The following is a 21,647-nucleotide window of genomic DNA, read 5'->3' on the forward strand; positions in this document are numbered from 1 at the left end:
ACGCGGGATTCGACCACCTTAGCTCGGTGCTATCAAGAAAACTCCGCCCGTCTGACCGTCAGCCGAATGGAGTGGCGCAGCGTTGACCCAAACTGTTCTATCCTGGGCGGCACTGCCCAGCAGTGATGCCGCCAGGCTGAATGGCTTTCCCGAGGTCAGCAATGCTTCAATGGCATCACTGACCGTTCCTCTATTCGATGCGTCAAACAATGTTGCGAATCTGACGCCGATGATCCTGCTTTCATCAGAGTGGATGAGTGCTGCTAGCGTGCCAGACATTTTGGTCACGACGCCACGAATATTGAAAGCTCCCCGCGCCAGCCCTGGCAGACCGTCAATCAGATTTTCATAGGCGGCGGTGCGTGCATCCTGTTCGCGCAATGTCACCTTGTCGATGATTTCATCAGCCAAAAGTACGAAACCTTTGAGGAGGGGTATTATCCTTACACTGTAGATCAGCGAAGGCTGGTTGGGAGGACTGAGTTCGAGTTCTTCTGGAACGCCAGTATCGCGAACCCTTTCAAGCGTGCGCATGCTGAAATGATGGATGGTGCCATTCAAAATCTGCGCCAGCGGAAGACTCCGAGCCTCCTCCTCGCTGACCTCGATCCGTCTGCGCGCCGCTAGGTTTATGCGCATGAGCTTTAGTTCCTGATCCACCAGGATCACCTGCGTAGGAATCAAATCCAGAAGCACGTCGAGCTTCGCTGCGAGCCTGCTGTCGTCGGGGACCTGCATCTGACCACAGTTTAATTGATGAAACAGTTCCGTGGAGATCAGGGACAGACTGATATTGCCATGGTTCATAATGTGAACGGGCTCATTCAGCGCGCGGCGCGAATGAGCGGCAAAATGCCGGACCAGGTCCGTGGCGGTTACGATCTGGCCAGACGGGATATCGTACACCGCGTGCGCTCCTCTTTCCCAGTCAGTAATCTGATTCTGCAATTTACATTCGGGCGCCCCGAACCGATCGAAACGATATTGCAACGCTATGATTTCTTTCTGTTCAAATCTAGTCCTGCCACATGAAAAATAACGGAAATCCGTCACGGAAAGGTCCTTTTCGTCCTTCAACAGAATACGCATTTTTCGTAATTTCCGGGCCTGCCGCATTGGCACCCCCTTAGGAACATGGACTGCATCTTCTGTGGAGATGTTGGATTCCGGCTTTCGCAATCGATCGCCCCGTCAGGGAGGGTCGAAATGGGAGGGGGACTCACTTCACAGGGGGGAAACATATGAGCTGGAAAGGGTCCGTGACAGGCACGGCGAATTCACGTCAGGCCAAGGACATCCGCTATCGATATGCTCTTGCCATCGCAGCCATCGTCGTCGTCGGCGGGCAAAGCATGGCAGCCCATGCCAATATCGTCAGCGCATGCTCCGGCGTGAGCCTTCCGCAATCCGCGCTGACCGATACGATCGGCAATGTCATCACACCTGTGCTTGCCCCCGTGGAATCGACGCTCGGCGTGCTGACATTTGGAACAGTCGATCTGGGAATCAGCACCGCGCTTTCGAACGCTGCGTCCGGTGCGCCGATCAATTTGGGCGCGCGCGACATCAACGGCAACACGATCGACCTGATGAGCGACCCGGTGTGCGAGACCCAGGCCGACAGCTTCAGCCTGACCACGCCGAAGGGTATTTCGTTCGGCGGCAACAAGATCACGGGCCTGGGCACATCCGGCCTTACTGCAAATGCAGGCGAGCTGGATGCCATTGCCATCGGCGATCTGGCAAGCACGTCGGTGGGTGCCTATGGCGCCATTGCCATCGGGTCCGGCGCCGTCGCATCCCATTCGGGCAGCGTGGCGTTGGGAGCGGGATCGAACGCGAACGGTTCGACGCTCAGTCTTCCCGCCTTTCTTGTCGGCGGTACGGCGAGCGCGGAGGTCAACATTGGCGGACGCCGCATCACTGGCTTGGCCGCTGGAGCCAATCCAACCGATGCCGTGAACGTGGCTCAGTTGCAAGCGGTCAATGACGCACTGGGCACCCTGTCCGGCAACGCCGTGCAATATGACGACAACACACGCGCTGTCGCGACTTTGCAGGGCGCTTCGGGAACGCTGTTGACCAATGTCAGCGCTGGGGCGGTTAACGCGCTCAGCACCGACGCCGTCAACGGCTCCCAGCTCCAGGCCACGAACGATCAGGTCGCGCAGAACAGCGCGGCCATTGCCCAGCTTTCCTATGACTTTTCCGTGCTCAACGAACTGGCCGTCAAATATCAGGATGCGTCCAAATCCACCGTGCTGCTGCAAGGCGCCAGCGGTACGCAGATCGCCAATGTGGCGGCGGGCAGCGCGAGTAGCGATGCGGCCAACGTGTCGCAGCTGGGCGGTTCTACCAACTCAGGCGGCGGTGCCGCCCAAGACGCGCTTCCTTACGATCCTGCCGCCCAAGCCTATAATGCAGTCAGAGGCGGCGTCGATCAGCGGATCACAGGCGTCGCACCCGGTCAGCTCAGCGCCAGTTCGACCGATGCGGTGAACGGCGCGCAGCTTTATGCGACCAATGTGCAGCTGGCCTACAACATGACCGCCATCACCGATCTTGAAGAAGGGCGAGCCGGCTATTTCCAGGTGAACAACAGTTCCGGCTATGCCAAGCCCGTCGCGAGCGGCGCGGACAGTTTGGCGGCCGGAGCCGGGGCCGTCTCGTCGGGTGCGAGCAGCGTAGCGATCGGCACGCAGGCGCAAGCGCAGGCGGATTCGAGTGTTGCCCTGGGCTACGCATCCGTAGCGGACCGAGCCAATACGGTCTCGGTCGGCAGTGCCGGAGCGGAACGGCAGATAACGCATGTCGCAGACGGCATTGCCGCGACCGACGCCGTCAATCTGCAACAGCTTCAGGGCGGGATGGGCCAAGCTGTTACTCTGGCCAATGACTATACAGATCTGCGCTTCAACCAGCTCAATGCGGGCATGCGGGATCTGCGCCGGGATGCCGAAGGAGGCACCGCGGCTTCGATGGCGATGGCCGGCATCCCCCAATTTTCCGAAGCGGGAAGTAGCATGCTGGGTTTTGGCATGAGCACCTGGCAGGGCGAACATGCCGTCGCGATGGGCCTTTCCAAGGTTTCCGATAATGGCAGGCTGATCGTCAAGGCATCCGCCGCTTACAACAGCCGCAATCAAGGAGGCGCCAATGCCGGCTTTGGCATCGCATTTTAAGCGCCCCGCTTGTCTTGCCATCATCGCGCTGGCGATGTTTCCCGCATCCGGAGCGAAGGCAGCCGACCCACGCTTCCTGCCGGAAATCGCTCCGTCGTCAGCCTTTCCCGATCCCCGCCACGCTACCCGCAGGGAAGGCGTATTCCTTCTGCCCGGGACGCTGCGGCTGATCCTTCCAGGTATGACCAAACGTCAGGTCTATGCCCTTGTGGGCGTCCCGCATTTTCACGAAGGATTCTTCGGCGAACATCAGTGGGACTACATCCTCAACTTTTACACCGGGGCCGGGACAGCCTATCGGATTTGCCGCCTGCAACTACGGTGGGACCGGCGGATGCACCTGGAAAACATGGCGTGGAATAGCGCAGATTGCCGATCTGCCGTCTATCCCGTCATGGAAAAGGTCGAAGCCGTCCTTCCGCCTCGCGGTTCTGCTCCGCAGATGCAGCCCCTCTCCGTCTATTTCGATTTCGACAAGGCGGACCTGAGCGAAGCGGCCCGCCGCGACCTGGCTGCGTTGGTCACATCGATAGGTGAGTCGGGTCGTTCCCTGTCCGTGGTCGGCTATACCGATAGCGCGGGGCCGGACGCTCATAATGATCAGCTGAGCCTCATGCGCGCCGACGCGGTCGCCGGAAAGCTGATCGCCCTAGGGATTCCCGCTGCACGCCTTCAGATATCCGGCGCCGGGGAACGATCACCCGCGCTGGACAAAGGAAATGATACAGCTGAGCCGTTGAACAGAAGAGTGATAGTTTTCGACGATAAACCAATAGAAAATTGATGTAGTAATATATTTTAAATCATATTTCCGTATATAAAATATATTACAATTATCATGTGAGAATTTTTATGTATAAACTTGTAAAGTTCTCAACATCAATTTTACTTATGCTTTCAGTTCCGGAAATCGCTTTTGCATCTAGCGCAACGGGAACAATGGGAATATCAGCCACCGTGCTGAGCGCATGCGTTGTGACTTCCAATAGTCTGGCGTTCGGAAACTATAACCCGACATCCGCCAGCCCGACCGACGCAACCAGTACCTTCGATGTCCTCTGCACCGCTGGAACCAGTTACAGCGTGGGCCTGAATGCCGGAACGAAGGCGGGTGCGACCGTTACGACGCGGCAGATGAGCAGCGGCGGGAATGTGCTGAGCTATTCCCTGTACAGCGATTCCTCCCGCAACACGAACTGGGGGAACACGCCTGGAACGGACACGCCTTCGCCGACCACGGCAGGCGTGCTGCCATCGACCTTCACCGTATATGGCCGCATTCCCGCGCAGCAGAATGTGCAGGCGGGAAGCTATGCCGACACGGTCACCATAACGGTCAGCTACTGACGGACCAGAATCATGAAAAAAGAAAAGAAGCGCACGCGCGCTATCATGGGCGCGGCAATAGCGGGATCGTGTATTTGGGCGCTGGCCCAGCCCGCCGTGGCTGGCACGCTGCGCCTTGCGCCGGTGCGGGTGGAGGTTGCAGCGAACAAGCAATTCTGTTCGCTGTCCCTGTCCAATGACGACAAGGAACCAGCCATCGTACAGATACGCGGTTACGGTTGGACCAAGGACAAGGACGGGAACGACCATCTGGACCAGGCAAACCGTCCCGCGGTCAATCCATCCATCGTCAATATCCCGACCGGCGAGACCCGCCTGATCCGTTGCAGCCTTCCGGGCCATGCCGGTCCTGTCGAGGAGAGCTATCGCCTTATCATCGACGAATTGCCCGGCGCCAACCCCGCCCCCGGTACGGTGAAGACGTTGTTGCGGATCAGCCTTCCCGTATTCCGCGCGCCTCTCGGCGCCGCTCCGGTGATCGACTGGTCTGTTGAAAATAACAGCGATGGCGCGACGCGGCTGGTCATCGCCAATCGCGGCAATCGCCACGCCCAGATTTCAGCCGTCATCCTGCACCCTCATGCGCCACAGGCAGCCCCGATCCGTCTGACACAAGGTTTCTACCTGCTCGCCGGAGGCCAGGCCAAATTGCTGCTACCATCTCCGCCACCGGGCGGCGTGGCGGCAGTGGAACTGGAAACGACACAGGGCCGCCTTCCTGCTTCGCCCCTTATGCCGGGCAAGGGCAGCGACTGAGGATCGCTTGCCATGGCTGCCCAGACATGGGGCCATATCAGGCCAGCCAGCCGCATGGGGTTCCTGCCACTTGCCATTGCCCTCTATTCGCCTGGAGCAGCTAGTGCCGGTGAAGCGCCGGAACTCTCTTCATTGCCATCCATGGAAGTCGGCATTGCGGCGAGCTGGCATATGGCCGTCCAGGCACCCCTGCCGGTCAGCGTCATCGTCAACGGAGAGGCCGCGGATGAACCCTGCCTGGTCGCGAGGCGTGAGGGCCGTCTTTTCGCCGCGCATATGGGGGCTACGCTTGCCCGGTGGCATTGGCGCCATTTCCATCAATGGACAGGACTTTACCCCGCTCGATGGCCTTGCCGGACTGTCCGCCCGTCTGGACGACAACGGCGCGATGCTGCTGATCGACGCCGATCCCCGGCTTTTCCCTGCGGTTCATCTGGGACGAACCCGGCGCAGCCCGACCGTCGGGCGCGCGGTGCCTACCCAGTTTGTCGGCTATGACCTTTCGCTCGCGCAATGGGACGGCAGGCTGTCCGCCTCCGCCTTTCTCGACGCGGGCATGTCGGGCAATTGGGGCGTGCTCGGCACGACTGCGACGGTCCAGAGCGAGGGACGCGGCTTTGCCCGGCTCGACAGCAGCTTTCAGCGCGATTTCCCCAGCCAGAGGCTGCGCCTGGTCCTGGGCGATACGCTGACGCGCGGCGGCGACTGGAATCGGCCGATCCGCTTTGGGGGCATCCGGCTGGGCACGGATTTCTCCCTGACACCCGACGACATCACCTATCCTTTGCCCGTCCTCCGGGGCTCGGCCGCGCTGCCCTCCACGGTGGAATTGGCTGCGGCGAACAGCCGACAGAAACTGGATGTCCAGCCGGGCAATTTTGCCATCGATTATCAGCCGGTCTTCACAGGTACGGGCGAAGTCACGATGACGATCCGGGATGCGGGCGGCAATGTGCGCAATGTCACGCGCAGTTTCTACACCAGCCCCCGGCTGTTGCGCGAAGGACTGGACGATTTTTCACTGGAAGCCGGTTTCCTTCGCCAGAATTTTGGCTGGCGCAGCTTTTCCTATGGTCTCGCCTTTGCCGCCGGGTCCTGGCGCCATGGGCTGACCGGCACACTGACACTTTTTGGTCGGGCGGAAGGCAGCGGCAACAGCCAGGCGGCCGGGCTGGGCATGGGGTTGGTCGTCGCGCCTTTGGGAGAGTTCAGCGTTGCCGCAGCCGCCTCCCACAGCAAATGGGGCGGCGGCACCCTTTGGCGCGCGCAATTTCAACGGATCACGCCACTCTATGCCATTACCGCAAGCTATCAGGAAGAAGACGCCGGCTTCATGCAGGTCGGCGATGACTCCCCGCCATCCGGCAAGCGGAGTGAGCTGGCGGTGGCGGGCAGCATCGCGCTGGGCAGGATCGGCAATCTGAGCGCCAGCCATGTGAAGAATGATGAGGGCGGTAGCCAGCGGTTCGCTGCCAGTTCGCTGTCCTACGCGGCCAATATAGGGCCGACCTATCTGTCGTTGGGGGCGCGGCGGACACGCCTTTCGGGAATCCGTGATAACGGCCTGCTCGGGTCCCTCACCCTGCCGTTCGGCCGACGCGCCAATGCCGGGATTTTCATCGACGGCAGCCGGACTGCCGCCACCGTCAACCGGTCGCCGCCGTCCGACCGGGGGCTCGGCTATCGCGTCATGCTGGCGCGTGATCACGATAATGACATGACCCGAATGGAAGGCGGCCTTACCTGGCGCAACGAGGCCGGCGAGATGGAACTGTCAGCCGCGCGCAACGGCACGTCGGTCAGCATGCGCCTGCAGGCCCGTGGTGCTTTGCTGATGGCGGGAGGGGAGATTATAGCTGCTCCTCGCCTCGACTATGCCTTTGCCCTGGTTGATGTGCTGAGCGATGAGGAAGCAAGCCTTAGTTTCGAAAACCGTCCGGTCGCCCGGCGCGCAGGCAATGGCAAACAGGCGATCATCACCGGCCTTCAACCCTATGCCGCGAACCGCATCGGGGTGGATCTGGACGCCTTGCCCATCGACACGCTGGTGGCCTCCCCGGAACAGCTGGCCGTGCCCGGCTATCGCCAGGCCGTCAGGATCACCTTTGGCAGCGCGCCTGTACGGCCAGCCACTTTGCAGCTGGTGGATGGTCATGGAGCCGCAGTCCCCATCGGGCTGACAGTGTCAGGGGCAGAAGGATTGCCAAGCGTGACTGGCCAGGATGGCGAAATCTATCTTCCAGATGCCCATCCCGGGGAACAGGTCATATTGCGGGGAGCTGAAATGCAATGCCAAGCTATTGTTCCGGCTCTACCCCAAGGCGTGGCGCTCCCCCGTCTTGGTCCGGTGCTCTGCGCTGCATTGAAGGAGGAATAAGAGAAAATGACCTTGCGAGCCGGTCTTGCCGCCCTCATTATCAGCCTTGCTGTTCCCTCTCAGGCCGCCGCCTGCACGCTGTGCAGTTGCTCGGCCTCCGCCAGCGGCATCAGCTTTGGCAGCTATGATCCCAGTGCGAGCGGCCCGAACGACACATCAGGCACAGTGACGCTCAACTGCACGGGCGTCGTGTCGCTTATGGGCACGATCGACATTGCGGCCAGTCCGGGCACGTCCGGCGATGCAACGGCGCGTCAACTGGCGCAAGGCGCCGATCGCCTAAACTACAATCTCTATACCGACAGCAGCCGCACCAGCATTTGGGGGACGGGCGCCAACGGCACCAGCACGGTGACTGCCACGCTTAATGGTCTACTCCTCTTCAGCCAGTCCGTGACAGTATATGGGCGCATCCCGGCGCATCAATGGGCGAGGACAGGCGCCTATGCAGACAGCGTGATCGTAACAATAACCTATTGAGTTTGCAGCTAACCCGGTTCGGCAATACGAGGCTCACGTCCCCACGTTGGAGCGTCGCTTTGGGTCGCGCCGCATCTTCGCATCAAGGTTCCAGGCTCATGCGCATTACACATGCTATTGTGAACGCGAACCGCGGCTTAGCGAAGCCAGGATTCGGCCGCGAGCTATTTCCGATGGTGCTACTTCACCTCGATAGGACGCAATCGCCTGCTCAAATTTATCAAGTTCGCGCTGACGCTTGTGCCGCGCTTCCGCGATGTTGGAGGTTCGGAGAGAGACTTGCACCTCTGTTCGGCCGCCAAACAGCACCCGCACATCGTCAGGAACGCCCCTCCGAAAATTCAGACGATCTCCGCGCCGATATATGTAGCGTTCGCCCCGAACCGCCTTCAAACCCAGCCCCTTTTGGTAGCAGATTTTGTAGCAGTTAGCCGCACAGAAACCCCGGTTTCAAGGGTTTTCTAAGCATTGCAACCAGTTGCAGGAGAACTGGCGGAGAGGGAGGGATTCGAACCCTCGGTACCGTTTCCGGCACGCCGCATTTCGAGTGCGGTGCATTCGACCACTCTGCCACCTCTCCGCAGAAGGTCCAGCATGTGCCGTCCCGGTCGAGCGGCGGCCATTAGCGAATGATGACCGGCTTGCCAAGCGGCGAGGACCGTATTTTTCTTGTAACACTCAGCAAGCACCCTAAATTGCTTTTTATGACCGACACCACTGCAATCTTCGGCGCCGATGTCAGCGCGCCACCTGTTGTCCACGCGCATTTCAGCATCGGCGATGTCGTGAAGCACCGCCTTTTCGCCTTCCGTGGCGTGGTGTTCGACATCGATCCCGTCTTCGCCAACAGCGAGGAGTGGTATCAGGCGATTCCCGAACAATCCCGGCCGGACAAGCACCAGCCCTTCTACCATCTGCTCGCCGAAAATGGCGAAACCAGCTATGTTGCCTATGTGAGCCAGCAGAATCTGATGGCCGACGACAGCGGGGAGCCGGTGGATCATCCGGCGATCGCGGGGATGTTCGGGACCTATGCCAACGGCAAATATCAGCTGCGCCCGCTCCATCGCCATTAAGGCGCCGTCCCGCGCACGGGCGTGGTGGCGGGTCGCCGCCGCCCTCGCGCTGCTGCCCGGCCTCGCCGGAATCGCGGCTGCGCAGGCACCGACCGAGCGCCCCGCGCAGGAACCTCGGATCAATGCCGATCCGACCTTCCCCTTCGCCAATGAAGTCGCCGCCTTCGCCAAGGCGAATGAGAGGGATAGCGGCGCGCCCGGCGCCATCCTCTTCCTCGGCAGCTCCAGCATCAGGCTGTGGGACACGAGCGCGGGCTTTCCCGACAGAAGCACCGTCAATCGCGGTTTCGGCGGGGCGACGACACCCGACGTCCTGCGTCACTATGCCCGGCTCTTTCCCAAGGCCGCGCCCCGATCGGTACTCGTCTATATCGGCGAGAACGACCTCGCAGCCGGAGCCAGCCCGGACACCGTGGCGCACAACATACTCACGCTGCTGAAGAAGTTGCGCGCCGATTATCCCAAGGCGCGCATCGCTTATCTGTCGCTGAAACCCTCGCCCATCCGATGGACCCTCTGGCCGAAGATGGCAGCGGTCAACATGACCGTGGCGGCACGTAGCCGAGTCAGCGGCTTTGAATATCTTGACGTCGGCAGCAGCCTGCTCGCCCATGACGGCCTGCCCGACGCATCGCTGTTCGGCCCGGACGGGCTGCACATGAACCCGCGCGGATACAGCCGCTGGAACAGGCTGGTCGACGGCTGGCTCGACCGGGCGGAGATGGCGGCCGCACCGGCATCGCGTTCGGCATCACTTTCCAATTGATCCACGGCCAAGCAACATTATTACCATACATCTGTAAAACACACCCAAAGGGGGACGATGCTGGTGACCACTGATTCGGCCAAGGCCCTGCCCATGCCCGCTCCCATGGCGGAACTGACGTTTCGCGGCGTCATTTTGGGTGCGCTCATCACGCTGCTCTTCACGGCGGCCAACGTCTATCTGGGGCTGAAGATCGGCCTGACCTTCGCAACCTCCATCCCCGCCGCCGTCATCTCCATGGCGGTGCTGCGCCTGTTCGCGACCGGCACCATCCTGGAAAACAACATCGTTCAGACGATCGCGTCGGCGGCAGGCACGCTGTCGGCGATCATCTTCGTCCTGCCCGGCCTCGTCATCATCGGCTGGTGGCACGGCTTTCCCTATTGGCTGTCCGCCTTCACCATCGCGCTCGGCGGCATATTGGGGGTCATGTATTCCGTGCCGCTCCGCCGCGCGCTCGTCACCGGGTCAGACCTTCCCTATCCCGAAGGTGTCGCCGCCGCCGAAGTGCTGAAGGTCGGCGCAGGCTCCCGCGAAGGACTGGAAGAGAATAAGCGCGGCCTCTCTGCCATCCTCTTAAGCGCCCTCGCCGCCGCCGCCTTCTCCATCACCGCAAAGACGAAGCTGATCGCGGAAGAAGCCGCCACCTTCTTCAAATTCGGCGCAGGCGCGACGTCTGTCTCGACCAGCTTTTCCATGGCGCTGATCGGCGTCGGCCATCTGGTCGGCCTCTCCGTAGGCGTCGCGATGTTCGTCGGCCTGCTGATCAGCTGGGTGGGCCTTGTCCCCTGGCTCACCGCGCCCCTGCCAGCCGGAGCCGACATCGCCGAGCTCGTCGGCACCACCTTCCGCATGAAGGCGCGCTTCATTGGCGCGGGTACGATCGGCGTCGCAGCCATCTGGACCCTGCTCAAGATATTGGGTCCGATCATCAGCGGCATCCGATCCGCCATCGCGGCCGCGCAGCGGCGCAAAGCTGGCGACGGTGCCCTGCTCGAACTCACCGAGCGCGACCTGCCCATCGGCATCGTCGGCGGCACCATCCTGGCCTCGCTCGCGCCGATCGCGGTGCTGCTCTGGTATTTTGCGCAAGGTGGGCCGATCGCGGCCAATCCGGTGCCGATCCTCATCCTGACGCTGGCCTACATATTGGTCGCGGGCATCGTGATCGCGTCGGTCTGCGGCTATATGGCGGGCCTGATCGGCGCGTCGAACAGCCCGATCTCCGGCGTCGGCATCCTCGCCGTACTGGGCGCCTCCCTGATCCTCGCCGCCATCTACGGCTCCGGCGGCGATCCGAAACAAGCCCAAGCCCTCATCGCCTATGCCCTGTTCGTCACCGCCATCGTGTTCGGCATCGCCACTATCTCCAACGACAATCTTCAGGACCTGAAGACCGGCCAGTTGGTCGGCGCGACCCCCTGGAAGCAGCAGGTGGCGCTGGTGCTGGGCGTCATCTTTGGCGCCCTCGTCATTCCGCCAGTGCTCGACCTCCTCAACAGCGCCTTCGGCTTCGCAGGCGCGCCGGGAGCCAAGGCAACCGCCCTGCCCGCACCCCAGGCCGCGCTCATCTCCGCGCTGGCGAAGGGCGTGCTGGGCGGCGATCTCGACTGGGGCCTGATCGGCACCGGCGCGCTGATCGGCGCCGTGGTCGTCGCCATCGACGAACTGCTCGGCAAGGCAGGCAAGCTCCGCCTGCCCCCGCTCGCGGTCGGCATGGGCATTTACCTGCCGATGGCGCTAACCCTGCTCATCCCGGTCGGCGCGGTGATCGGCCACCTCTACAATCGCTGGGCGCGCCGCCAATCCAACCCCGATTTCGCCGAACGCATGGGCGTGCTGATGGCGACCGGCTTCATCGTGGGCGAAAGCCTGTTCGGCGTCGCCTTCGCCGGCATCGTGGCGGCGACGAACAGCGACGCCCCGCTCGCGCTGGTGGCGGAAAATGAGTGGGCCGTGCCCGTGGCGCTACTCGTCTTCGCAGGCACCATCGCAGCACTCTATGCGCGGCTGCGGCGCTGGGCGAGCGCACCGCTTGGTTAGGCGGAAGTGACCAGTTTCGACCAAAGCTGGTCATACATCATCCTCGCGCCGCGCCTTAAAGCCGACGCAAGCAGGAAACACCTGATTCCGTGAATTGAGTGTAAAATGAGACTTAATATCATTGACGTTTCTTCTTATAAACGTCAGTCCTAGACGCTATTGGGCTATCTAAAGAACATGATGTTAACCTTGCGCGGAGTTAAGTGTGCATGATGCTTCACCGAACATTGATTGCTAGCCTTCTTTGCGGCATCTTTCTGTCCAGTTGCGGTCAGGCTGGAACTGATGCTGGTATCAGTTCGCAAAGAAAAACTTTTCAGGTGGGATCATCTCAATTTTCTATTCCAATTGGTTCTGACGGCTACGTTCAATCTACCACGAAGGGAGCCAATTGGGGTTTTGACCCGCAAACGTGGGCGCACACGGTGGGAGAAATCGGTGCCGCTGGCGGGAGCAGGCCGTCACCTTACCCTATCGTCGGAAACAGTTCTATTGCAGATCCTAGTGTTAACAGCGTTATCAACAAGGATCATTTGAATAAAGTCGCATCTAAAGATGGAGAGGCTTACCAAAGTTCAGACCCCATCTACAAATACCCTCCGATTTATTTCTTCAAGCAAGATTTGCCAGGCTATGTTGAATGTCCGACAGCAACCACTCAAGGGCGGACACCGGACATGGATAGCTGTATGATCCACATCGTGAAAGATGATGTTCACCATCACTTTTTTCTGACAGCGCAACAGGTCCCCATGGCGGAGGAGACAGCGCGGGTATTCTTGGCCGTCATCACCGTCAAGTGATGTGCTTGCCCTGCCGAATCACATGACTATTGGGTGTGTGACGGGACGTCCTGCTCGCTCGGCGTTCGCCTGAAAGGCACTGCCGATTGCGAAAGTACATTCGGTGTTTTCCGTCACCATCTATTGACTGCTATCGCGCTTTCCGTGTTCGTGAGCCGCCATTCCGCTACCCACCCAAAACCGCCATCCCTCCAGGCCCACAATCAATGAAAAGGGCGGCAAATCACGTCACCGCCCCCCTCCAATCACCTCTTGGCAAACCACGCTGTCAGCGCAGGCTTCAACCGCGCCCGCGTTTCGATCCGCGTCTTGATGGCGGAGATCGACCGATCCACCACCTTGCGCGATTCCGGGGTCAGATACCGGCTCGCATAGGCGTCCAGCTTCGCCGCCATCGCCGGATCAGCCGACCCGCCGCCCAGCCGCGCAATCGCCTGGGACCGCGCCGACACATCGATCAGCGCCTCATATTGCTGCCGGTGCGCCAGCACATAATCCACCGCCAGCATCGGATGCTCCCCACCCACCGACGAGATGATCGCCGCGCTGGTCGTCTTGCCCGGCTCATCCGTCATGGCAAGGTCGAGCGCCTTGCGCGCCAGCCCCTCATCCTTCGCCGAACCGAGCAGCGCAAAGAGCGTGCTCTTGTCGAGGTCGCTCTTCGCGCCATTGGCCATCGCGCGCAGCTTGTCCCATGTCGCGGCACCGGCATTGTGGGCGATGATGCGCAGCCACACATTGCGCAGCGGCCCTTCCATCAACGCAGGCTCGGCAAAACGCCGCCGCGCCTCGGCCACCACGCCCTTGTCGCCCATGCTTCCCAGCGTCGCGATCAGCGCCGACCGCAGCACCGGCACCTGCGCGCCTTCGCCCGGCTTCGCATCATAGCCGACGCCCTTCAGCACCGGCCCCAGCTTGCGCGAGGCATAGGCAGCCACCCGCGCCTGCGCCACCTTGTCGCCCTCCAGCATCGTGTAAGCGCTGTCCAAATAGTCCGGCACTTCGGCCAGCACGGCCGGGCTTGCGCTCGCGGGCACCGCGTCCACCATGTCCAGCGCCAGCCCGATCGGCTGATATCCCCCCAGCCCCAGCTGGAAATTATCCGCCATCAGCCCGATCTGGTCCATCGACGACAGCCGCGTGAAACCCGCCGCCAGCGCCTTCACATTCGCCTCCGGATAGAGCGACCGATAATAGCCCGTCTGCCCCGCATTGATCACATAGGCCCCGCAACCGGGCAGCGTCACCGAAGCCGTCCCATTCAGGATCAGCCGCTGCGGCGCCCCACCCATCACCTGCGCCATCACCGGCACATTCCAGCGGAGCGGCGCCTTGTCCTTCCGATCCCGGCTGAACTCGCCCTGCGACAGCGACAGCAGAGTCGACCCACCCCGGCACTGCGCGCTGTCCACCTTCACCAACGGAATGCCCGGCTGGCTGGTAAAGTCATGCGCGATTGCCACCAGCCCCTTGGCCCCCGCACCTTCAACCGCCTTCCACAGGTCATCCGTCACCGTATTCCCATAGGCATGCGCCTTCATGTAGCCGCGAATACCCTCGCGCCACACATCCTCGCCCGCATAGCCTTCCAGCATGGTGATGACCGCCTCACCCTTTTCATAGGTGATGTCGTCAAAGGCCTGGTTCACCTCATCGACGGTATGGATTTTCTGCACCACCGGATGAGTGGTCACCAGCGCATCAAGCGCCATCGCCCGCTCCCGCCCGCCCACGCGGGTCAGCAGCATTTCCCAATCGGGCTGCAACTTGTCCGAGACCTTGGTCGCCATCCAGCTGGCAAAGCCCTCGTTCAGCCACAGATCGTCCCACCAGGCCATGGTGACCAGATCGCCGAACCATTGATGCGCCATTTCATGCGCGACGATCGAATAGATGGTCCGCTTGGTCCCTTCCGACGTGAATTTCGGATCGACCAGCAGCGCCCGCTCAAAGGTGAAGATCGCGCCCCAATTCTCCATGGCGGAAAAGAACTGGCTCTGCCCCGGCCCCGCGACATTATCCAGCTTGGGCAGCGGAAAAGGCACGCCGAAATAATCATTATACCAGGGCAGGATCGCCGCCGAAGCATCCAGCGCCAGCTGCGCCTTGCCCGTATTGCCCTTGCCGGTGATCACGCCCACCTCGGTCGCGCCCGCCATTTTGGTGGCGCGCTCCAGATCGCCCAGCCCGAAGAACAGCAGATAGGATGACATCTTGGGCGAAGTCCCAAACGTCACCCGCGTCCTGCCGCCGCCCAGATCCTGCGACGCCTTGACCGGCATGTTGCTAACCGCCAGCTGCCCGGTCGGCACGATCGCGGAAAGATCGAACGTCGCCTTGTAGCTCGGTTCGTCAAAGCTCGGCACGAACCGCCGCGCATCGGGCGCCTCGAACTGGGTGAACAGCGCACGCTTCTGCGCGCCCGCATTGTCCTTGTAATCCAGCGCGAACATCCCGTTCGCCTGCGTGTTGATGACGCCGCCATAGGCGATGTCGAGCTTGTAGGCGCCCGGCTGCACAGGCTTGCCAAAATCCAGCGTCACCGTCTGCGCATTGGCATCAACCTTCGCCGAGCCCGTCACCGCCTGGCCCTTAGCAGGGGTCAGCGTGACACTGCCAATGCTCAGATCAGCCGCATTCAACACCAACACCGGCATCGCCTGCGCAACATTCAGGTCGATCGTCACCTTGCCCGTGAATTTGAGGTTCGCCGCATCCGGCGCCACCTCGATGGCATACTGACTGGGCGCCGCCCCACGCGGCAACTGCGTCGTGATCCCCGGCGCAGGCCCGGCGGGCGTTTGAGCGATAGCAGGGTGAACAAGAGCCAGCGGCGCGGCGGCCAGCAATAGGGACGAAATTCTGGATAGAGACATCAGGTTCGCAACTCCGACACGTTGAGAACGGCACGGCCCGGGCGGCCATGTGCCATGATAGTTGCGGGATCGAACCTTTCTCGCCTGCGGTCAAGCGGTTGTCGGAATTTTGTTGTTCGTTTGTTTAACAGGGAGGGCTTGGCGAATGCTGACTAGCACCCCATCGAGATTCTCAATGACCTCATGGTTCCAGAAGCGGATTACCGAATAATCCTGCCCCTCCAGAAAGCGCGTACGCGACAGGTCAGCCTCATCGCTGTGCTGGCCTCCATCGACTTCCACGATCAGGCGATGTTCTGCACAAAGCAGATCAACGACGTACGGACCTATCGTTGCTTGCCGCCGAAACTTGAATCCATCCAGCTGCCGATTGCGCAACGCGGCCCAAAGTTGCTTCTCACACTCCGTCGCGTTCTGCCGCAACATCGCCGCGTTAGGATTGGTGCGCCGTACCACCATAGCTCGCCCCACCCTCACCCAACCCTCTCCCGCCAGCGGGAGAGGGCTTACTCTGACTCCCTTCTCCCGCTGGCGGGAGAAGGATACGCAGCCTTGCCCGCAAGGCGGGCTAGGCGAAGTTGGATGAGGGTGGCCTCAACCCCGCCCGCGATACCCCGGCACATCCTGCGCAGGCAGCCACAGCCCAACAGGCGGCTCGCCCGACTGCCAGAACACATCGATCGGAATCCCCCCGCGCGGATACCAATAACCGCCAATCCGCAGCCACAAAGGCTGCATCTCGGCAAACAGCCGCTCGCCAATCCCCACCGTGCAATCCTCATGGAAAGCGGCATGGTTGCGAAACGCCCCCAGGAACAGCTTCAACGACTTCGATTCGACGATCGTCGCGGCGGGCGCATAATCGATCACCAGATGAGCGAAGTCCGGCTGCCCCGTCACCGGGCACAGCGACGTAAACTCCGGCGCCGTAAAGCGCACCAGATAGGGCTTCCCCGGCCGGGGATTGGGCACATAATCGAGAACCGCCTCCTCCGGGCTCGCAGGCAGCGCACTGCTCTGGCCCAGATGGATCGGTGCCATGCTTTGGGGTATATCTGTCATGACCGGCCATCTACGCCATTGCACGCCTAATGTCACCGCAACCTGATCCCGCCATGCCATTCACCTCCCGTTCAGCGTCATCATTGCCTTGGCTGCATGCCATGGGGATGCGTCCTGCCATCTTGATCGCCTTGCCGCTGCTGCTGGCCACGCCTTCGCTCGCGCAGGAGCAGGGCGGCAGTGATCCCGTCTTCAACCTGCCGCGCACGTCCCAGCCGCCTGCTGATCCCAGCAGACAAGGGCCAGAGCTGGACGTATTCCGTGGCGCGCCGGTGACGCCGCCAGCCAGCACGCCTGTCATCACCGCGCCTCCGCCAGTCGTCGCGCAACCGCAACCCCAACCAGCAGCTCCCACCCAGCCGCAGCGCCCGACCACAACAGCGCCACGCCCGGCCCCCGCTGAACCCACAGCTCCCGCCCGCGAGCCCGAAAGCAGCAGCCCCGCGCCCCAGCCTTCGGCCCCGCAATCCCCGGCACCCCAATCTCTGGCACCTCAGCCCGCGCCAGCGGAACCCGCCGCACCGCAAGCCGCACCCGCCGCACCGCAAGCCGCACCCGCCAGCGAGCCGCCGCTCAGCGCGCCTGCCGATGCCTCTTCCTGGGGCTGGGTCGCAGGAAGCATCGCCTTGCTCGGGGCGATCGTGGCCGCCGCCTGGCTTTTCCTGCGCAGCCGTCCCGAGGAAGAACAGCAACCCTTCATCGAAGACCAGAAGTCCGCTCCGACACCCCTGCCCCCCACGCCCCAGCCCAAGGCGCCACCTGCCGCACCCGCCGCCGCAACCGCCGAGCGGCCATGGATCGACCTCACTCTTGAAGTCCGCAGCGCCCGCCTGTCGCTGATGGGCGCCACCATCGGCTACACTCTGACGCTCCATAATCGCGGCGAACGCAGCGCGGACGACATTCTGATACGCACCTTCATGGCCAATGCGGACGCCAACCAGCAGGCGCAGCTACAGCAGTTCTTCGCCGGAGCCAGCGGACTACCGGCTCATTCCGCCGTCTCGCTCGCACCGGGGCAAAGCCACAGCCTGACGGGCGAGCTACGCCTCCTGCCCGACCAGATCGCGCCCGTGCAGATGGGCGATCGCGCGCTGCTCATCCCGCTCGTCGCTTTCGACGCCCAATATCGCTGGTCCGACGAACCGGACGCTGCGCCCGTTGGATCAGGCCGCACCGGCCGCGCCTTCATCGTCGGACAGGAAAAAACCCCGCCCGCCGACCGCCTCGCCCCCTTCCGCGTCGATCAGGGGCCACGCCAGTTCCGCACCCCCGGCAGCCGCGCCACCGCGCTCCAACTCGCGAGCTAGGTCTCCCAAATCCCGTCATCCCAGCGCAGGCTGGGATCTCAGGCCCGGCCACGCCACGCCATCCCCACCCCACATAGCTCGTCATCCCAGCGCAGGCATCTCAGGCCCCGTCACGCCACCTCTCCCGAGATTCCAGCTTCCGCTGGAATGACGCCCGAACAATAGGCGAGGCTAAAACCCCAACACCCTTCCCACACCCCCATCACCCGCCTAAAAAGGTCGCTACGCACCAACAAAAGAGGCGGCATGGACATCCTCATCTCCACGGACAGGCTCGCAGCAGAACTGGGCCAGGACGACCTCAAGATACTCGACGCCAGCCTGTTCCTGCCCGGCACCCCGCGCGACCCCCGCGCCGAGTTCGAAGCCGCCCACATCCCCGGCGCCGCCTATCTCGACCTCCCCAGCCTTTCCGACGCAGACGACCCGCGCCCCGGCATGTTGCCAAGCGACACCTTCATGACCGAACGCTGCCGCGCGCTCGGCATCAACGCGGACAGCCGCGTCATCCTCTACGACAACAGCCCCACGCACAGCGCCGCCCGCGCTTGGTGGATGATGCGCCTCTATGGCGTGGGCAAATCCGCCGCGATCCTGGACGGCGGCCTGCCAAAGTGGATCGCCGAAGGCTGCCCGACGGAAAGCGGCTGGCCCGTCATCCCGCGCGGAGACGCCACCGCCCGACGCGCGCAGGGCCAAGTCCGTACAAAGGACGACCTGCTCGCCAATCTCGACAGCCATGCCGCGCAGGTCATCGACGCGCGCGGCGCGGCCCGCTTCACCGGCGAGGAAAAGGAACCCCGCCCCGGCATGGCATCGGGCCATATCCCCGACTCCCGCAACATCCCGTCCGCCTCCCTCTTCAACGCCGACAACAGCATGAAGAAGGGCGAGGAACTGCGGCAACTGTTCCTCAACGCGGGCACGGACTTCGCCCGCCCCATCATCACAAGCTGCGGCAGCGGCGTGACGGCGGCGATCCTCCTCGCGGGGCTTGAACTGCTCGGCAAAACGGACGTCACCCTCTATGACGGCAGCTGGTCGGAATGGGGGCTCGATCCCTCGACGCCTAAGGCCACGGGGCCAGCCGCATGAGCAAGGACCGAAAGCCGCTCACCCAATTGGCGCAGGCAGGGCGCAAGCCTGAATGGACCGGCATGCCCGGCCAGCCCGGCGCCATCGTCAACCCGCCGGTCTGGCGCGCCTCCACCATCCTCTATGACGATGTCGCCCATCTGCGCAGCGCCGCCCGCAGCAGCACGCACGAACGGCTCTTTTACGGCCGCAAGGGCACGCCCACAGCCTGGAGCCTCGCCGACGCGCTGACGGAAATGGAACCGGGCGCGGAAGGGACGATGCTCTTCCCCTCGGGCGTCGCCGCGATTGCCTGCGCGTTGCTGTCGGTCCTGAAGCCCGGTGACCAGCTGCTCATGGTCGACAGCGCCTACGATCCCACCCGGAACTTCTGCGAACAGATGCTAAAATGTTACGGTATCGAAACGATATACTATGCCCCCCTCGCCGATTCCGTTTCAATTCGCCAACTCCTTAATGAAAACACCCGCGCCATTTTCCTGGAAAGCCCCGGCAGCCTGACTTTCGAAGTACAGGACATCCCCGCCATCACCGCCCTCGCCAGGGAAAAGGGCATCGTCACTCTCCTCGACAATACCTGGGCCACGCCCTTCTTCTTCCCCGCCCTCGCCCACGGCGTCGACATCACCATCCTCGCCTGCACCAAATATATTGTCGGCCACAGCGACGTCATGCTCGGCTCCGTCACCGCCTCCCCGGAATATTTCCCCAAGCTCCGCCAAACCGCCCACCTTCTCGGCCAAATGGTCAGCCCCGACGACGCTTGGCTCGCCAGCCGCGGCCTCCGCACCCTCGGCGTTCGTCTGAACCAGCATCAGGACAGCGCGCTCCAACTCGCACGCTGGCTCGCCGACCAGCCCGACGTCGCCAGCGTCCTCCACCCCGCGCTGCCAAGCTGCCCCGGCCATGAAAATTGGGCGCGCGACTTTTCCGGTTCCAGCGGCCTGTTCAGCTTTGTCCTCAAGGGCCGCGGCGAAGAAGCCCGCGCAGCCCTCATCGACGGCCTAGAACATTTCGGCATAGGCTATAGCTGGGGCGGTTTCGAAAGCCTGGCCTTGCCCGTCGATCCAGCACGCTACCGCACCGCCACCATATGGCAGGCGGAAGGACCGCTCGTCCGGCTACAGATCGGGCTTGAAGATCCTGCCGACCTCATTACCGACCTCGCCGCTGGCCTCGCCCGTTTCCGCAAGGTTCGGGGATGAGCCGGGGCCTCCCCAACCTGCTGGCCTTGCTGCCCGGAAATCCGGCGATCATTCACCCCCTTGTTGCGCTCACAATAGCGGCGCTTCTGTTCCTGATCGCCGATGGGATCGCCCATATCGCCGCCCCGCGCCTGCGCCGCCGGGCACGACCATTAGGGGAAGCGTTGGCCGGACATTTCCGCCCCATCCTACGCCACAGCCTTGGAAGCGGTCTTTTCGGCCTGGCTGTCATGCTATGGCCGGTCGGCGCGCTCGCCCACCTCATCCTTGGCGGAGCCTTCGCGCTCTCCGTCGCCTTACTCGCGGTCCATATCCTGCGCAGCCTCGCCATTCCGCGCTGGGCTGTCGTTCCGCTCGCCCTGTTGCTGTTCGTCATGATCCTTTCCGGCAGCAGCGGCGGCTTCGCGCCCGTTGCGGACATGCTTGATGGCATTGGCATAGACCTTGGCAAACGGCGGATCACGCTGCTTGGCCTTGTCAGCACCGCCGCGATCTGCGTCCTGCTTTTTGCGCTGGTGCGGCTCGCCAATCGCCTGTTCGCCCGCAGCATCGACCGTGCCAAAGGGCTCGATCCCACGCAAAAGCTGCTAGCCCAAAAGCTTGCCGCCATCGCCGCCGTCGTCGCCGCCTTTTTCATCGGCGTCGATCTGCTCGGCATCGACCTCACTGCTTTTGCCGTCTTTTCCGGCGCGCTGGGCCTGGCAGTCGGCTTCGGCCTGCAAAAAACCTTCGGCAATCTGTTCGCCGGGATCATCCTGCTCATGGACCGCTCGATCAAGCCGGGCGACGTCATCGTTGTCGGCGACAGCTTTGGCTGGGTGAACAAGATCGGTGTTCGCGCCGTCTCCGTCCTGACCCGCGACGGCAAGGAGCATCTGATCCCGAACGAAAATCTGATGACGCAGGAGGTCGAGAACTGGTCCTATTCCGACCGCAATGTCCGCGTCCGCATTCCAGTGGGCATCGGTTACGACAGCGACCTTAAGCTCGCTCAGGAGCTGATGCTACGTGCCGCGCAGGAAAGCCCACGCGTCCTGCGCAATCCCAAGCCCAATGTCTGGTTGACGGGCTTTGGCGAAAACCGCGTCGAACATGACATATTGGTGTGGATCAGCGATCCGGAAGGCGGCGTGGGAAATGTCAAATCGGACGTGCTGAACCGCCTCTGGCTGCTGTTTCGCGAGCATGGGATCACGATCCCCTATCCACAGCGGGTGGTGCATCAGGCTGCGCCGAGCGCTCGGCCTTTTGTTGCAGAGTAGCAACATT

The 21,647-nt window shown here is 62.4% G+C and carries 19 protein-coding genes and 1 tRNA gene; 14 read left to right on the forward strand and 6 right to left on the reverse strand.

Features of this window, described 5'->3' with window-relative positions:
• Positions 1–18: 18 nt before the first annotated feature.
• On the reverse strand, positions 19–1,116 hold the full coding sequence (locus tag ACZ5YV_RS10010) for a PAS domain-containing protein (protein WP_464787485.1): 1,098 nt from the start codon (positions 1,114–1,116) through the stop codon (positions 19–21).
• A 143-nt stretch (positions 1,117–1,259) separates the two neighbouring features.
• Here ACZ5YV_RS10010 and ACZ5YV_RS10015 point away from each other — a divergent pair, with 143 nt between their 5' ends.
• From ACZ5YV_RS10015 to ACZ5YV_RS10040, 6 genes are all read left to right on the forward strand, one after another.
• Positions 1,260–3,182, forward strand: a complete 1,923-nt coding sequence (locus ACZ5YV_RS10015; RefSeq protein ID WP_464787486.1) for a YadA family autotransporter adhesin — start codon at positions 1,260–1,262, stop codon at positions 3,180–3,182.
• Positions 3,157–3,966 (forward strand): OmpA family protein, encoded by an 810-nt coding sequence (locus ACZ5YV_RS10020; protein ID WP_464787487.1) that lies wholly within the window; start codon positions 3,157–3,159, stop codon positions 3,964–3,966. Before ACZ5YV_RS10015 ends, ACZ5YV_RS10020 begins: the two co-directional genes overlap by 26 nt.
• 155 nt (positions 3,967–4,121) lie before the next feature.
• Positions 4,122–4,529, forward strand: a complete 408-nt coding sequence (locus ACZ5YV_RS10025) for a Csu type fimbrial protein (RefSeq protein WP_464787488.1) — start codon at positions 4,122–4,124, stop codon at positions 4,527–4,529.
• A 12-nt stretch (positions 4,530–4,541) separates the two neighbouring features.
• Positions 4,542–5,285 (forward strand): fimbrial biogenesis chaperone, encoded by a 744-nt coding sequence (locus tag ACZ5YV_RS10030; RefSeq protein ID WP_464787489.1) that lies wholly within the window; start codon positions 4,542–4,544, stop codon positions 5,283–5,285.
• A gap of 289 nt (positions 5,286–5,574) precedes the next feature.
• Positions 5,575–7,662 (forward strand): fimbria/pilus outer membrane usher protein, encoded by a 2,088-nt coding sequence (locus tag ACZ5YV_RS10035; protein WP_464787490.1) that lies wholly within the window; start codon positions 5,575–5,577, stop codon positions 7,660–7,662.
• 6 nt (positions 7,663–7,668) lie between these two features.
• Complete coding sequence (locus ACZ5YV_RS10040) at positions 7,669–8,142, forward strand: Csu type fimbrial protein (RefSeq protein WP_464787491.1); 474 nt, start codon at positions 7,669–7,671, stop codon at positions 8,140–8,142.
• Positions 8,143–8,256: 114 nt separating this feature from the next.
• Here the strand turns inward: ACZ5YV_RS10040 and ACZ5YV_RS10045 are convergent, their stop codons facing one another.
• Both ACZ5YV_RS10045 and ACZ5YV_RS10050 read right to left on the reverse strand, forming a co-directional pair.
• Positions 8,257–8,535 carry a DUF6538 domain-containing protein gene (locus tag ACZ5YV_RS10045; protein ID WP_464787492.1) on the reverse strand — a complete coding sequence of 93 codons (279 nt, stop codon included), beginning with the start codon at positions 8,533–8,535 and terminating at the stop codon, positions 8,257–8,259.
• Positions 8,536–8,632: 97 nt separating this feature from the next.
• A tRNA-Ser gene (locus tag ACZ5YV_RS10050) sits at positions 8,633–8,722 on the reverse strand.
• A 124-nt stretch (positions 8,723–8,846) separates the two neighbouring features.
• On the opposite strand from ACZ5YV_RS10050, the gene hspQ reads away from it, so the two are divergent.
• The 4 genes from hspQ to ACZ5YV_RS10070 all read left to right on the forward strand — a co-directional run bounded on the left by hspQ (position 8,847) and on the right by ACZ5YV_RS10070 (position 12,830).
• Entirely contained in the window at positions 8,847–9,218 is a 372-nt protein-coding gene (gene hspQ / locus ACZ5YV_RS10055; RefSeq protein ID WP_196224676.1) for a heat shock protein HspQ, read from the forward strand.
• On the forward strand, positions 9,175–9,984 hold the full coding sequence (locus ACZ5YV_RS10060) for a GDSL-type esterase/lipase family protein (RefSeq protein ID WP_464787493.1): 810 nt from the start codon (positions 9,175–9,177) through the stop codon (positions 9,982–9,984). Before hspQ ends, ACZ5YV_RS10060 begins: the two co-directional genes overlap by 44 nt.
• Positions 9,985–10,089: 105 nt before the next feature.
• Positions 10,090–12,027, forward strand: a complete 1,938-nt coding sequence (locus ACZ5YV_RS10065) for an OPT family oligopeptide transporter (protein ID WP_464789201.1) — start codon at positions 10,090–10,092, stop codon at positions 12,025–12,027.
• A 209-nt stretch (positions 12,028–12,236) separates the two neighbouring features.
• Positions 12,237–12,830 carry a hypothetical protein gene (locus ACZ5YV_RS10070; protein ID WP_464787494.1) on the forward strand — a complete coding sequence of 198 codons (594 nt, stop codon included), beginning with the start codon at positions 12,237–12,239 and terminating at the stop codon, positions 12,828–12,830.
• A gap of 245 nt (positions 12,831–13,075) precedes the next feature.
• On the opposite strand, the gene ACZ5YV_RS10075 is transcribed toward ACZ5YV_RS10070, so the two are convergent.
• The 3 genes from ACZ5YV_RS10075 to queF all read right to left on the reverse strand — a co-directional run bounded on the left by ACZ5YV_RS10075 (position 13,076) and on the right by queF (position 16,747).
• Positions 13,076–15,706: a M1 family metallopeptidase gene (locus ACZ5YV_RS10075; RefSeq protein ID WP_464787495.1), complete on the reverse strand. Its 2,631-nt coding sequence runs from the start codon at positions 15,704–15,706 to the stop codon at positions 13,076–13,078.
• A gap of 90 nt (positions 15,707–15,796) precedes the next feature.
• Complete coding sequence (locus tag ACZ5YV_RS10080; RefSeq protein ID WP_464787496.1) at positions 15,797–16,165, reverse strand: endonuclease domain-containing protein; 369 nt, start codon at positions 16,163–16,165, stop codon at positions 15,797–15,799.
• Between the two features lie 135 nt (positions 16,166–16,300).
• Complete coding sequence (gene queF, locus ACZ5YV_RS10085) at positions 16,301–16,747, reverse strand: preQ(1) synthase (RefSeq protein WP_464787497.1); 447 nt, start codon at positions 16,745–16,747, stop codon at positions 16,301–16,303.
• A gap of 128 nt (positions 16,748–16,875) precedes the next feature.
• Here queF and ACZ5YV_RS10090 point away from each other — a divergent pair, with 128 nt between their 5' ends.
• From ACZ5YV_RS10090 to ACZ5YV_RS10105, 4 genes are all read left to right on the forward strand, one after another.
• Positions 16,876–18,078: a hypothetical protein gene (locus ACZ5YV_RS10090; RefSeq protein ID WP_464787498.1), complete on the forward strand. Its 1,203-nt coding sequence runs from the start codon at positions 16,876–16,878 to the stop codon at positions 18,076–18,078.
• A gap of 246 nt (positions 18,079–18,324) precedes the next feature.
• The gene (gene sseA / locus ACZ5YV_RS10095) at positions 18,325–19,173 is read left to right on the forward strand and encodes a 3-mercaptopyruvate sulfurtransferase (RefSeq protein ID WP_464787499.1); all 849 of its coding nucleotides are present in this window, start codon (positions 18,325–18,327) and stop codon (positions 19,171–19,173) included.
• Positions 19,170–20,378: a cystathionine beta-lyase gene (metC, locus tag ACZ5YV_RS10100; protein WP_464787500.1), complete on the forward strand. Its 1,209-nt coding sequence runs from the start codon at positions 19,170–19,172 to the stop codon at positions 20,376–20,378. Before sseA ends, metC begins: the two co-directional genes overlap by 4 nt.
• Positions 20,375–21,640 (forward strand): mechanosensitive ion channel family protein, encoded by a 1,266-nt coding sequence (locus ACZ5YV_RS10105; RefSeq protein WP_464787501.1) that lies wholly within the window; start codon positions 20,375–20,377, stop codon positions 21,638–21,640. The genes metC and ACZ5YV_RS10105 overlap by 4 nt, the downstream gene beginning before the upstream one ends.
• The last annotated feature ends 7 nt before the right edge of the window (positions 21,641–21,647 follow it).

This window comes from Sphingobium sp. TomTYG46 (assembly GCF_055396345.1).